The sequence below is a fragment of the Paenibacillus sp. FSL W8-0187 genome (assembly GCF_037969755.1).
Lineage (GTDB): Bacteria > Bacillota > Bacilli > Paenibacillales > Paenibacillaceae > Paenibacillus_AQ.
Genome location: NZ_CP150206.1, coordinates 2,142,654 through 2,155,465, shown reverse-complemented (window position 1 = coordinate 2,155,465; position 12,812 = coordinate 2,142,654). Strand labels below are relative to the sequence as shown.

The 12,812-nt window shown below is 52.2% G+C and carries 13 protein-coding genes and 1 other annotated feature; of the genes, 1 reads left to right on the top strand and 12 read right to left on the bottom strand.

The genetic code is table 11. The features are described 5' to 3' along the window. Positions 1-74 precede the first annotated feature (74 nt). Complete coding sequence (locus MKY48_RS09500; RefSeq protein WP_076320559.1) at positions 75-593, bottom strand: dCMP deaminase family protein; 519 nt, start codon at positions 591-593, stop codon at positions 75-77. Positions 594-641: 48 nt separating this feature from the next. Beyond that, entirely contained in the window at positions 642-1,310 is a 669-nt protein-coding gene (locus MKY48_RS09495; RefSeq protein WP_339292820.1) for a helix-hairpin-helix domain-containing protein, read from the bottom strand. 171 nt (positions 1,311-1,481) lie between these two features. Between MKY48_RS09495 and comER the strand changes: the two genes are divergently transcribed. Further along, positions 1,482-2,324 carry a late competence protein ComER gene (comER, locus tag MKY48_RS09490; RefSeq protein WP_339292819.1) on the top strand — a complete coding sequence of 281 codons (843 nt, stop codon included), beginning with the start codon at positions 1,482-1,484 and terminating at the stop codon, positions 2,322-2,324. Here the strand turns inward: comER and leuS are convergent. From leuS to MKY48_RS09440, 10 genes are all read right to left on the bottom strand, one after another. Next, on the bottom strand, positions 2,305-4,746 hold the full coding sequence (leuS, locus tag MKY48_RS09485) for a leucine--tRNA ligase (RefSeq protein WP_339292818.1): 2,442 nt from the start codon (positions 4,744-4,746) through the stop codon (positions 2,305-2,307). The two genes, comER and leuS, sit on opposite strands and share 20 nt — an antisense overlap. An 89-nt stretch (positions 4,747-4,835) precedes the next feature. Next, positions 4,836-5,096: a binding site (T-box leader), on the bottom strand. 40 nt (positions 5,097-5,136) lie between these two features. Further along, positions 5,137-6,018: an AraC family transcriptional regulator gene (locus MKY48_RS09480; protein WP_339292817.1), complete on the bottom strand. Its 882-nt coding sequence runs from the start codon at positions 6,016-6,018 to the stop codon at positions 5,137-5,139. 84 nt (positions 6,019-6,102) lie between these two features. Then, positions 6,103-7,176: a Gfo/Idh/MocA family oxidoreductase gene (locus MKY48_RS09475; RefSeq protein WP_339292816.1), complete on the bottom strand. Its 1,074-nt coding sequence runs from the start codon at positions 7,174-7,176 to the stop codon at positions 6,103-6,105. 23 nt (positions 7,177-7,199) lie between these two features. After that, a complete protein-coding gene (locus tag MKY48_RS09470; RefSeq protein WP_339292815.1) occupies positions 7,200-8,369 on the bottom strand; it encodes a Gfo/Idh/MocA family oxidoreductase in 1,170 nt (389 codons plus the stop codon). Positions 8,370-8,395: 26 nt separating this feature from the next. Beyond that, entirely contained in the window at positions 8,396-9,262 is an 867-nt protein-coding gene (locus tag MKY48_RS09465) for a sugar phosphate isomerase/epimerase (RefSeq protein WP_339292814.1), read from the bottom strand. Positions 9,263-9,587: 325 nt separating this feature from the next. Continuing rightward, complete coding sequence (locus MKY48_RS09460) at positions 9,588-10,358, bottom strand: class I SAM-dependent methyltransferase (RefSeq protein WP_339271896.1); 771 nt, start codon at positions 10,356-10,358, stop codon at positions 9,588-9,590. 42 nt (positions 10,359-10,400) lie between these two features. Then, positions 10,401-11,303, bottom strand: a complete 903-nt coding sequence (locus MKY48_RS09455) for a S1-like domain-containing RNA-binding protein (RefSeq protein ID WP_339271895.1) — start codon at positions 11,301-11,303, stop codon at positions 10,401-10,403. Next, a complete protein-coding gene (gene rsfS, locus MKY48_RS09450; protein ID WP_071222884.1) occupies positions 11,300-11,647 on the bottom strand; it encodes a ribosome silencing factor in 348 nt (115 codons plus the stop codon). Before rsfS ends, MKY48_RS09455 begins: the two co-directional genes overlap by 4 nt. Further along, positions 11,644-12,222: a bis(5'-nucleosyl)-tetraphosphatase (symmetrical) YqeK gene (gene yqeK / locus MKY48_RS09445; RefSeq protein ID WP_339292813.1), complete on the bottom strand. Its 579-nt coding sequence runs from the start codon at positions 12,220-12,222 to the stop codon at positions 11,644-11,646. Before yqeK ends, rsfS begins: the two co-directional genes overlap by 4 nt. Beyond that, positions 12,206-12,796, bottom strand: coding sequence for a nicotinate-nucleotide adenylyltransferase (locus MKY48_RS09440; protein ID WP_339271894.1), 591 nt, complete (start codon positions 12,794-12,796; stop codon positions 12,206-12,208). The genes yqeK and MKY48_RS09440 overlap by 17 nt, the downstream gene beginning before the upstream one ends. Positions 12,797-12,812 lie beyond the last annotated feature (16 nt).

The following is a 12,812-nucleotide window of genomic DNA, read 5'->3' as shown; positions in this document are numbered from 1 at the left end:
CCTGCAGATCGCAGTCAAAGGTCCTTCCTCTGTGACTTTCTATTCATTTTCTTCTATAACCTTATATTCATAAATCATTCCGCTACCGTCATCAAGGTTTCGCGCGGCGGCTCATACACTTCAAGCTGCCGGAACAAAATACCCTTCTGTTCCATCATGCGGGACACCTTGCCCGAATCCTTCGGATAAGGACGGTGGAACACAACCTCGACAATGCCGCTGTTGGCAAGCATATTCGCACAGGTCCAGCAGGGCTCATCCGTCACGTACACCGTGCTGCCTTCACGATCAATCCTGTCCGTGAATAACAGCAGATTCTGCTCAGCATGAATCGTCCGGATGCAGCGCTGTTTCTTCACCATGCTCTCCTTGCCGTCCTGTACGACCAATTCATAATCCTCAGCGATCATACAGCCAGCTTCCGAGCAATCAGGCACTCCCATCGGCGCGCCGTTATATGCCGTTCCGAGCAGCTTCTTCCCCTGCACCAGCACCGCTCCGACATGACGCCGCGGGCATTGAGAGCGGGTAGAAACCATAAAGGCAATATCCATGAAATAAGTATCCCAATCTTTACGTTGATCTGCACTCATCATCTGTCACCTGTTCCTTATCAATGTCCCCTTTATTGTAGCACATAGCTAAAGTCCAACGTAAGGCTTCATCTTCTCCAGCATTTTGGGACCGATGCCCTTTACGTTCATCAAGTCCGCCTGACTTCGAAATGGACCAAACTGATTTCGATAATCGATAATCGCCTTGGCCTTCGCCTGGCCAATGCCAGGCAGCTCCATGAGCGTTGCGGCATCCGCCGTGTTGACATTAATCAACCCGGATGAATCCGGAGCTGCTGGTTGCTGCGCTACACTGTTAACAGGGGTTTGCTGCTGTAACTGCTGACCGACACCTTCAGCCTGAGGTGGAACCGAGGCAGAAGCAGATTGGCCAGAGGTTGAAGATGGGGCGATATGATCTGCTGTACTGCTCCCTGCCGCTCCTTGGTCTTGGTTTGGCATGGGCTCCTTCACGTTATGTGCAGGCTCGATCTGCCCAGCCTGAGCGGTCTTTGCAGCATTTTTCACGTCCGCTTCGGGCTCAGCAGATGCTCCAGCCGGTTCCACTTCCTTATGCCGGGAATCAGCCCCAGATGTCTTCACACCTGCATTCTCTTCGGCAGCAACCACCTGCTCCAGCTGATCGTTTAGCGGCTGCCAGCCCTCGATCCCCTGATTCGTACCGCCAGCAAACAAGATGAACCCGCAGCCCGCAATCGTTGCAGCAAGACTCCAACCTAAAGATACTCGTCTCATCTATGATCTCTCCTTAACATCAAAGTTCATTTGGTACACACCCATGAATATTCTTCGGTTTCCCTACCGAAATCACATGAAAAACCGTCATGAATCGGCATCTTCCCCGCATACATTAAACGTAAGGACGGTACATTTCTGCCGTAAAGCGCGAAAGGAGGGAACATACACATGAAGGTCGGTTTTATCGGTACGGGCAGCATGGGTAGTCTGTTGATCGATGCCTTCATTCAATCGGGCGCACTCCTGCCTGAGCAGATTCGGGTCAGCAACCGAAGCCCTGAAAAGCCGTTGCAGCTGGCAAAACGTCATCCCGGTCTGACCGTATGCAGCTGTAACATGGAGACGGCTTCTCAGAGCGACCTGCTATTCCTATGTATCAAGCCGCTTGAATTCAAATCGGTCATCAGCGAAATCAAAGACAGGCTTGAAGCCCGGCAAATCGCGATATCTATCACGAGTCCGGTCCAATTGATCCATCTGGAATCAACGCTGCCCTGCAAGGTGGCGAAAATCATACCGAGCATCACCAACTTAACCGGAGGCGGAGCATCGTTATGCATGTATGGTTCCCGAATAAAAGAAGAAGACAGGCAGCTTATAGAAAGCCTCCTGTCTTATATCAGCAGGCCGCTCGAGATACTGGAATCGCACACACGAATCACTTCCGATTTCTCCAGCTGCGGACCTGCTTTTTTAAGTTTATTCATGGAAAAATGGATCGACGCTGCCGTTGAAATAACCGGAATCGACCGCAGGACCCTTAATGCATTAGCCGGTGAAATGCTGCTTGGCACCGGCAAGCTGCTAACGGAGGAGGGCTTCTCCCCCGAACAGCTGCAAGAGCGGGTTGCGGTTCCCGGAGGCATCACAGCTCAGGCTTTGGCACTGCTTGATTCAAACCTGAACGGATTGTTCTACCAATTGATCAAAACCACACACGACAAGTATGAGGAGGATTTGGCCAAACTGGATGCTGCCTTCGGTTTTACGATTAACCGGCCACGATATTGACCAGTTTACCCGGTACGGCAATAATTTTGCGAATACTCTTTCCTTCCAGCGCCTGCTTGACATTCGGAAGGGAGAGGCTATGTTGTTGCATGGCTTCTTGGTCCATGTCTTTCGAGATTTTGGCACGTTCTACGATTTTGCCGTTAACTTGAACAACAATCTCAACTTCGGCCTCTACAGTCCAAGCCTCATCATACTCCGGCCATGGTACGTAGGTTACGCTCTCCGTGTAGCCTAAACGGCTCCACAGCTCTTCAGCCAGGTGAGGGGCCAGCGGGGAAAGCAGCTGAACGAAGTTCTCCATCGCTTTGCGCGGAAGCTTTTCCGTCTTGTATCCCTCGTTGATGAATACCATCAGCTGGCTGATCGCTGTGTTAAAGCGCATATGTTCAAAGTCTTCGGTTACTTTCTTAATCGTTTTGTGCAGCGTACGTTTGAATTCGTCCGAACCCTCGCCTTCCGCGATTTTAGGGTTCAATTGACCGTCGTCTCCGATGAACAGGCGCCACACGCGGGAGAGGAAACGATGCGTTCCTTCAACCCCGTTGGTGTTCCATGGCTTGGTCGCTTCCAGCGGCCCCATGAACATCTCGTACACGCGCAGCGTGTCGGCACCGTATTCGTTAACAATATCATCCGGATTGATGACATTGCCGCGGGATTTACTCATTTTTTCATTATTGTTGCCCAGGATCATACCCTGATTGACCAGTTTCTGGAAAGGCTCCTTCGTATCGACAACACCCAGGTCATACAATACTTTGTGCCAGAAGCGTGCATACAGCAAATGAAGCACCGCATGCTCCACACCACCGATGTACAGGTCAACCGGCAGCCATTCCTTCTGCTTCTCCTTGGAGCACAATTCCTCATTATTACGCGGATCGATATAACGCAGGTAGTACCAGCAGCTGCCAGCCCATTGCGGCATCGTATTGGTCTCGCGGCGGGCTTTCATGCCCGTTTCGGGATCTACCGTTTCCACCCACTCCGTAACGTTAGCCAGCGGCGATTCGCCGGTACCGGACGGTTTAATCTGATCCACATCCGGCAGCAGCAATGGAAGCTGATCCTCCGGCACGGTCTTCATCGTTCCGTCTTCCAGATGCAGAATCGGAATCGGCTCACCCCAATAGCGTTGACGGCTGAACAGCCAGTCGCGCAGACGGTAAGTTACCTTCTTCTTGCCCTTGCCCTCTTGCTCCAGCCATTCATTCATCGCCTGGATAGCCTCTTCATTATCCAACCCATTCAGGAAGCCGGAATTCACATGCGCGCCACTGCCGCTGTATGCTTCCTCCTCGACATTTCCACCCTGAACAACTTCAATAATCGGAAGACCGAATTGCTTCGCAAACTCCCAGTCGCGGCTGTCATGACCCGGAACCGCCATAATGGCTCCCGTTCCATAGCCAGCAAGCACGTAATCCGCGATCCAGATCGGCACTTTAGCGCCGTTTACCGGATTGATAGCGTACGCACCCGTAAATACACCAGTTTTATCCTTGGCCAGATCCGTCCGCTCCAGGTCGCTTTTACGAGCAGCTTGATCTTGATAAGCCTTGACGGCTTCACGCTGATCGGCTGACGTAATCTTATCCACGAGGTCATGCTCCGGCGCCAGGACACAGTAGCTTGCCCCGAACAGCGTATCTGGACGGGTTGTGAACACCTCCAGATGACCATCGTACCCTTCGATGTCAAAACGAACCTCAGCGCCTGTGGATTTGCCAATCCAGTTGCGCTGCATATCCTTCAGGCTCTCGCTCCAGTCCAATTCATCCAGATCCTCAAGCAGACGATCCGCGTATTCGGTAATACGCAGAATCCATTGACGCATCGGTTTACGTACGACCGGATGGCCTCCGCGTTCACTCTTACCGTCGATGACCTCTTCGTTCGCAAGCACGGTACCGAGCGCTTCGCACCAGTTCACCGGTACTTCAGCCACATAGGCAAGGCCGCGCTTATAGAGCTGGATAAAGATCCACTGGGTCCATTTATAATATTCCGGATCGGTGGTGCTGATCTCGCGGTCCCAGTCATACGAGAAACCGAGAGATTTGATCTGGCGGCGGAATGTATCAATATTTTGCACGGTAAACTCGCGAGGATGTTTGCCTGTGTCCATTGCATACTGCTCCGCTGGCAGACCGAAGGCATCCCATCCCATAGGATGGAGCACATTGTATCCGCGCATCCGCTTGTAACGGGACACGATGTCAGTCGCCGTGTATCCCTCCGGATGCCCTACGTGCAAGCCTGCGCCTGATGGATATGGAAACATATCCAGCGCATAAAATTTCGGTTTGGATGAGGTATCTTCCGTTTTAAAGGTTTTGTTCTCATCCCAGTATTGCTGCCACTTCGGTTCGATGGCCTGCGGCTGATAGCCGTGGCCCGTTGGTTGATTGTCCGTCATACTTCATTGCTCCTCCTTCACAGTCGAGAGACAAGGCCTATGCCATTGCCCAAAAAAACAAAAAAACCTCATCATCCATAGCGCTGATCGCTAGGGACGAGAGGTTTGATTCCCGTGGTACCACCCTAGTTAGCCAAAGGCATGCTTTGCCTTTCACTCCCTTTGCATCCTTATCGCGGATGAGACGACGATGCTTCAGCGGCCGAATCTGCCGGAATACAGCCCTCCGACGGCCGGGTTAACACCATTGCTCCGAGGCGAGTTCATTCCTATCGTCAACCGGTTTTCACCAGACACCGGCTCTCTGCATGATCGAAAGTGGAACGATTGATCCTCATCATCGCGTTCATATTACCGTTTTAATGTGGCTATTATACCCAAAAAGTCCGATCAAGTCAATGAAAGCTCTTCTCCGCTTCTGCGGTAATATTCCGGTGTCGTCCCGACCATGGCCTTGAACATCCGGCTGAAATGAGCCAAATGCTTGAAACCTGCCGCCTGGCTGATCTCCGTGATGCTGAGATGTGGATGGAGCCTGAGCAAAATTTTAGCTTGGTTAATCCGCCGGTGATACAAATATTTAAACACCGTTGTTCCGGTAACCTCCTTAAATAAGGAGGATAAATAGTGTTTCGTAATATGCATATCGCGGGCGATTCGGTCCAGCGTCAGATCCTGCATATAATGTTCCTCGACAAACGACACGACATGCTGGACATGCCGCTCCTTCTCGGAGATGGAGTCCTGATCCTGCACAGCGTCCTGGCACCAGTCCGCGATGACGTACATCATCTCCTGAATACGCAAAGTCATCCGTTCCTGGCGAAAACCGGCCGCAGACGTGGACAGGCGGTGTATTTCGGCCAGCATGCCTTCAAATTCCTCCCGGTTCGCCCCCGTCAGCGTCATGCGGTGATTCCGCAGCGTTTCGAATGGATCCAGCAATATCGATTTGCCCGTATCCGAAAGCCCCTTGCAGATCCAGGCCGGATCAAAATGCAAAATGCTTCTGACATATCTGGAATCGGGCTCCACATTCGGACAGTGAAGCGTAAGCCCGTTCATCAAGAGCAGATCCCCCGGCTTCAGCGTGAAAACGGAATCACCGATCAAATAAGTGCAGCGTCCTTCATGGAAATAATAAATTTCATAAAAAGCATGCGAGTGAAACTGTCCTCCGGACAACGGCTGTTCATTGTAATAGGTCAGATCGAACGGCGCCTGCAGCTGCATGCGGTCAAAGCCTGGCATCATATCGGCAGATGAGGTCATCTAGAGAATCGCCCCTTTAGCGATTTTGGAGTTGTTTAATCCTCAACCCTCAACAAAACGGGGTTTTCTCTATTATAAATGATTTTATGGAATGCGCACGGCCTCATTTTGGGCGATGACGCACAATTCTCCGGCTTTGAAGGCGTGCTCCTGGGACATGGCATGCTCCGTACGTTCCAGACAATCCAGGATAAGTTCCCCGAAGAATGGATAGCCCACCTTGCCCTGAAGCTCCATATGAAACTCTCCCTCGCCATTAACCAGGTACAAATGATCGCCTTGCGGATGCCTTGCGATATCGATGTATTTGCGAAGCTCGATGTATCCTTCCGTCCCCAGAATAAAGGTTCTTCCGTCGCCCCAGGTGCCAAGGCCTCCAGGTGTCAGCCAGTCGACACGGAAATAATTCGTGGCCCCGTTGTCTCCTACAAGCGTTGCATCTCCAAAATCCTCCAGCTCCGGGTAATCCGGATTCGCATAATTGCCCACCTTGCTGCTGAGCACCTTGGCATCGCGGCAGCCCGCAAAAAACAAAAATTGTTCAATCTGGTGGGAGCCGATATCACACAGAATGCCACCATACTGTTGATGACGGAAAAACCAGTCCGGACGGGAAGGCGCATTTAAACGGTGCGGACCTGTTCCCATCACTTGCACCACTCGCCCTATCGCCCCGTCCTGGATCAGCCTTCCTGCATGGACGGCACTCTCCACATGCAGCCGTTCACTGTAATAGACCATGTACTTCTTGCCCGTCTCTGCGGCCTTTGCGCGAGCAGCGTTCACCTGATCAAGGGTGGTGAAAGGCGTCTTATCCGTAAAATAATCCTTGCCATGCGACATGACCTTCAGGCCAAGCTCGCATCTTTCCGAAGGAATGGCCGCTGCCGCTACCAGATGAACCTCCGCATCCTCTAGCACCTGTGCCTCCGACGAAGCGACGGTTACACTTGGATAAGCCTTGCAAAAAGCCGCAACCTTCGCGGGGTCTGAGTCATATACCCACTTCAGCGTCGCCCCGGCCTCGATCAATCCGTTACACATGCCGTATATATGCCCATGCTCCAGCGACATGGCAGCAAACATAAACTCTCCGGGCTTGCACACCGGCTGGGCCTTGCCCACCGGCGCGTAGAGCATTCCATTACTGCGGTCCATACCACGTGCCTCCTGATTGTGATTTAATAGGTTCCAAACGTCTTGCTCATATCCACCGACCCGATCTCCTTGACCGTTTTCTGAGCGGAAGAATGTGTGATCCGTTCCTGCAGCATTTCGTAATACAGCTCTTCGTTAAGAGGCAGATCAACCCAATTGTCGGTCCAGGTGGACAGATGCATGGCATTGGACAGCGTCAATCCATGAATTCCCTCTTCACCCGGGGCAATCAATGGCGTTCCATGCAAAATAGCATCCGCAAAGTTCTGGATAATGCCACTATGCTGCGGATTATCCCCCGAGATCGGCACCTCGCATTTCCAGCATTCCGGTTCGCCGAAGCCCCCGGTATACTCCCGATTGAATTCCGGCTCTGGTACACGGAGGCGCCAGAAGGTGAGCTTGCCGTCCTCGATAACGATTTTTCCGCGGTCTCCCGTCACTTCATATCGGTTAGTGCCCGGGGCTTCACCCGTTGTCGTAATAAAGACGGCCGTAGCACCATTCTCGTATTCCGCATAAGCCGTCACGTCATCTTCGACTTCGATGTTCCGGTACTTACCGAAAGCGCAAAATGCACGAATTCTCTTTGGCATCATGCCGGTCGTCCACTGCCAGAGGTCCAGCTGATGCGGGGACTGGTTAATCAGCACCCCTCCGCCTTCTCCAGCCCAGGTAGCTCGCCATCCGCCTGAATCATAATAGCTCTGGGACCGGTACCAATTCGTTACGATCCAGTTCATCCTCCGGACTTCGCCGAGTTCGCCGTCGGCAATAAGCTCTCTCAGCTTCTTATATAGCGGATTACAGCGCTGGTTGTACATAATTGAGAACACTTTGTCACTGGCTTCTGCCGCGCGATTCATTTCCCGTACCTGCTTCGTGTAAACGCCTGCCGGTTTCTCGATCAGGACATGGAGTCCATGATTCAGGCACTCGATCGCCACTTGAGGATGGGCATAATGGGGCGTAGCAATAATTACCGCATCTATCTCCCCCGATGAGATCATAGCGTCCGTATCACTCCAAATTTTTACGTCCGAAGGCAGCGTTGCCCTCGCTTCTTCCTGCTTGGCTGGATTCAGATCGCATATAGCGCTAAGCCGCGCGCCTTTGATCCGCCCGGACGCCAGCGATCTGGCATGCGAAAAACCCATCCCCAGTCCGATTACCCCTACTCTTACCTGTTCCATATCTATAGCCTCCTTCAAAAAGTGACCTACGCGTTTTGTTTCTGATCTGACCACAACTTCATCTGCTCGGCAAAACGAACAAGCAATTCCCTGGACTGGAACGTTCCGCTAAAATCCTCGATCCCGTAATAACCTTCGTAACCAACCGACTGCAGATCCTGTATAACCTGCTTCCATGGCACGGCCCCCTGGGCAAGCGGGACCCATTCCCCGGACCACGTCGCCGAGGTGCCATCCTCGGAAGGCGTTTTGCGGTAGCCTCCGTTTTTCACATGGACATGAGCCAGGAAGGGACCAAGAAGCTCCAAGCCCATCCGGTAGTTCTCGTAACCTTCATGGACCATGTTGCCCGGATCATACAGCACGCCGATATGCTGCGGATTGAAGTGAGATACAAGCCGGTGCGTCAATCCCGCGCTCGGAGAGATCGTAAGATGATGTGTTTCCACTACTCCCTTGACCCCGTATGCCGCAGCGAGATCCTGTACCTCATGCAGATAACGAACCGCCTGGTCGTACAGTTCATTATAATTTCGCTTTCGGTCATATCCCGGAATACCCACGCGAATAAAGGAGGCTCCGATCAGCTTGGCCGCTTGCATGACCTTCTCCGTTGCTTCCACGTCGCCGCATGTCAGATAAGGGACGACCGCAAGACTCCGCCGGCCATGCTTGTCGGCTGCTTGCTGAAACCTGAGCCAATCCTCCTGCGTGCCGTTTGGATCCATGGAGCAGCGATTATGCCGCCAGAAGGAGGGCTTCTCCCCCGCAGCTTCTTCCGGAATCTCCTTGAAACGCCATTCGATTCCTTCAATACCGGCATCCGCCGCGGCTTTTGCCAACTCCTCAGGCTGTAAGTCAGGAGTTGCGACTGTAAATACGGACAGTTTCATGCTCATTCATCCTCTCTCGACCCAATAGATTAGCTTATGCATCATTTGATCATCATTGAACTCAAATACGGTCATTCAGAGCACATCGGATGCATAGAAACATCTCTTGAGATAGCGCTCTCATTTCTGTTCATCCTATCTATCCCTCATCGTAGCACAGTCCCGGAAGCAAACCCATATCCCTGCTACCGAACCTTAACTACAGTCAAATAAAGCGGAAAAGAAATGTCTTTGAATATAATGAATCCATGCATAACGAAAAAAGAAGCACTTTCTTTCGTCGCTACAGACGAAAGAAGTGCTTCTCATAAAAGGATTTTTTCGTTTATTTTACGGCAACGTAGAACAGCCGGGATGCATCCTGCCCCGCTTCCATCCACTCAAAATCGGCATAACATTTCACATCCCGGAATCCGGCCTTAACCAGCTCGACCTTCATCCATTCGGGGTCATATCCCCGCTGCACATGCGTTTCCTCAAAGCGACGGTAGACCGTAGGGTCTTGGCCGTCACGTGCAAAGATGGAGAGATGATGCTCAATCTCCATCCGTCGTTCATCCAGGTCGCATGTCCAAATGTAGGACACTTCCCGTTCGTCCAGCACAAAGGGCTGTTCTTCGTCGTATCGAAGCAGTGTGTTCGGGTGATGCACATCAAACAGGAACGTGCCGCCTTCCTTGAGACCGTTGTAGGTCCTTGTAAATGCGGAGCGGATGTCCTTTTCCTCCAGCAGATAGTTCACACAATCACAAAATGAAATGACGGAATCCACCTGCTCGGGCAGCTCCCACGAACGCATGTCCTGTTGTACCCAGCGGACGCTGCCTTCCCGGAACAATCGATGCCCCTGGGATGTACCCTCCAGCTTGCGTCTAGCAACTGAGAGCATATCTGCCGACAGATCAATTCCTGTTACCTCGAAACCGGAGTTCACGAGCGGAATGGTAATGCTGCCTGTCCCGCACCCGAGCTCAACGACGCTTTTTGGCATTCCGTGCTTATCCCAGGCGGTTCTCGCAAAACGAATCCAATCCGGGTACGGCATGTCTTCCATGAGTTGATCATATACGTAAGCAAACTTGCGGTAAGACAACATGATGACACCACTTTCCTTAGAAGCTTCCCCTACCTTGCCGGGTTATTCGTTTGATCCGGAGTTCTCCTCTTGATTGACCATATACGTCCAGCTGTCCTTTTGCGTAACCAAACCGTCCTTCATCAGCTTGCCAAGCGCGCGTTTAAAGGCGGATTTGCTAATGCCGAACCGCTGCTTAATGATGTCGGGCGGCGTTTCATCCGAATACGGCATCCCATGGCCCGGACGCTCCTTCAGAAAAGCAAGCAGCCGGTCTGCATCATCCGTCCGGCCGATCTCTTTTTGCGGAACCATGGACAGGTTGACCCTGCCATCTTCCCGAATATGGCTGACCCGGACCTTCACCTCTTCACCAAGCCGCAGCATACGCGTCCGTTCCGAGGAATGGATCATACCAATCGCGCCGAAACCGATCACACCGCCATCGATGATGACAAACGTGCCCATCTGGAGCGGCTTGTACACCAGAGCAGTGAACCATTGGCCCTTCCACGATTCAGGCGCATGGAACGCAAGCGGAGCAAGCTCTTGTTCTCCGGCGAGTTTCGCGCGAAGTCGTCCTTGCTTATCATGCTCCATGATGACAAACACATGGTCTCCCACTTGGGGGTGAAGCTCCCGCAACTCCGGCAATTCTCGGATTGGAAGCAGAAGCTGCCTGCCAAGCCCCATCTCGAGGAAACAGCCGAGGCGCGGATGGACGTCCGCCACCTCAAGCTTAGCGGTTTCACCCAACATAAGGTAAGGCTTCTTCATCGTAGCGGCCAGGCGGTCTTCCGTATCAAAGAATATAAAGACCTCTACCGTATCCCCCGGCTCAATCTTACCCGTGAGCTCCGAATAATGAAGAAGCACATCCCGATCTCCGCCATCCAGAAAATAACCATAAGGGGACACTTCTCTGGAAACGACGAGTTTCGTTAATGTGCCGGCAATCAGACTCATACGTTCTCCACCACTTTAGCATCTGACCACAGTCGTTCGATGTTGTAATATTCGCGCTCATCGCGATGGAAGATATGAACGATCACGTCTCCGAGATCCATCAGCACCCAGCGGGCTGCATCCATTCCCTCCAGTCCGCGCAAAGCCACTCCTGCATCATGAGCCTGTTTACGAATTTCGGTTGCGATCGCTTGCACTTGTGTATCCGAGTTACCATGGCAAATGACAAAATAGTCTGCGATCAGGGAGATTCCTCTAAGATCCAGAACCACGATATCCATCGCTTTTTTATCTTCTGCGGCAGTCACTGCCACATTTAATAATTCATTCGGTTTCAACGTCATGAATTCGCCTCCAATTGCTTAATTAGATCGTTGCGGGCTAGTACCGTCAACGGAAAAATGATTTGTCTGCGCGAAAGCAGATGTCCGATCGTCGAATCAAAACCGGCTGCAAGCGCCTCTTCAAGGCTATGGTTGGCCAGTTCGCGAATATTATTCACGCCGGGGAAATCCCGTCCCGGCTCCATATAATCCGCAAGACAGACCACCTTGTCAAGCAGCGTCATGCCTATGCGCCCCGACGTATGGTAGCGGATGGCGTCAAGCACCTCAGCATCCGTCACGCCATACTCTTGCTCCGCTACGAATGCGCCTACCTCAGCATGCCAAAGCTGCTTATCGTAATAGAGCAGCTCTTCGGAGAGCGCATGCTCCACCATCATTTGATGAAGCTTTTGCACGGGCCAGTATTTGGCCACATCATGCAGGATGGCAGCCAATTCCGCCTTAACCGGATCGGCCCCGAACCTCTTTGCAAGGATGACCGCGGTTTCCATTACGCCTTTTGTGTGATCCCAGCGCTTGGCCGGCATCTGGGAGGATACCGCTTCAATGAGTTCATCACGGCTGTACTCCATAAATACCGCTCCTAACAATATAATCGTATACACGGTCCGGCACCATATAACGGATGGACGAACCTGATGCGGCTCTGCTCCGAATCATGGTGGAGGATATTTCGATCAACGGCATCTCCGCTGTCACTACCACCTTTTGCAGGAAATCAGGCAGATCATCCACCGATAGCTTGGTTCCGGGACGGTTAAGCCCAATAAACGTCAGCATGTCCGCCAGCTCCCCGATCCGATTCCACTTGGGAAGATACGCTACCATATCCGCTCCGATAATGAACGAGAAATCATGCTCGGGATACGTATCCTGCAGTTCTCTAACCGTGTCTACCGTATAGGATACGCCGCCGCGCTTCACTTCCCAATCCAATGTACGAAAAGATGGATGGTCGGCTACTGCCTCAGCGGTCATCTCCAGCCTCATCAGACCGGTTACGCCAGCATCTTCCTTGTGTGGGGGGATATGGCTTGGCATAAACCATACTTCTTCCAGATCGTAAGCGTCCCGCGCGCACTCGGCTGCTAGCATATGCCCGATATGAATGGGATCGAAGGTTCCACCCATTATCCCTACCTTCATTCGGGTTCACCTCCCC

Bases quoted from the DNA above. Each gene is read 5' to 3' on its own strand.
- MKY48_RS09500 (WP_076320559.1), bottom strand. From the start codon at position 593: ATGAGTGCAGATCAACGTAAAGATTGGGATACTTATTTCATGGATATT.
- MKY48_RS09495 (WP_339292820.1), bottom strand. From the start codon at position 1,310: ATGAGACGAGTATCTTTAGGTTGGAGTCTTGCTGCAACGATTGCGGGC.
- comER (WP_339292819.1), top strand. From the start codon at position 1,482: ATGAAGGTCGGTTTTATCGGTACGGGCAGCATGGGTAGTCTGTTGATC.
- leuS (WP_339292818.1), bottom strand. From the start codon at position 4,746: ATGACGGACAATCAACCAACGGGCCACGGCTATCAGCCGCAGGCCATC.
- MKY48_RS09480 (WP_339292817.1), bottom strand. From the start codon at position 6,018: ATGACCTCATCTGCCGATATGATGCCAGGCTTTGACCGCATGCAGCTG.
- MKY48_RS09475 (WP_339292816.1), bottom strand. From the start codon at position 7,176: ATGGACCGCAGTAATGGAATGCTCTACGCGCCGGTGGGCAAGGCCCAG.
- MKY48_RS09470 (WP_339292815.1), bottom strand. From the start codon at position 8,369: ATGGAACAGGTAAGAGTAGGGGTAATCGGACTGGGGATGGGTTTTTCG.
- MKY48_RS09465 (WP_339292814.1), bottom strand. From the start codon at position 9,262: ATGAAACTGTCCGTATTTACAGTCGCAACTCCTGACTTACAGCCTGAG.
- MKY48_RS09460 (WP_339271896.1), bottom strand. From the start codon at position 10,358: ATGTTGTCTTACCGCAAGTTTGCTTACGTATATGATCAACTCATGGAA.
- MKY48_RS09455 (WP_339271895.1), bottom strand. From the start codon at position 11,303: ATGAGTCTGATTGCCGGCACATTAACGAAACTCGTCGTTTCCAGAGAA.
- rsfS (WP_071222884.1), bottom strand. From the start codon at position 11,647: ATGACGTTGAAACCGAATGAATTATTAAATGTGGCAGTGACTGCCGCA.
- yqeK (WP_339292813.1), bottom strand. From the start codon at position 12,222: ATGGAGTACAGCCGTGATGAACTCATTGAAGCGGTATCCTCCCAGATG.
- MKY48_RS09440 (WP_339271894.1), bottom strand. From the start codon at position 12,796: ATGAAGGTAGGGATAATGGGTGGAACCTTCGATCCCATTCATATCGGG.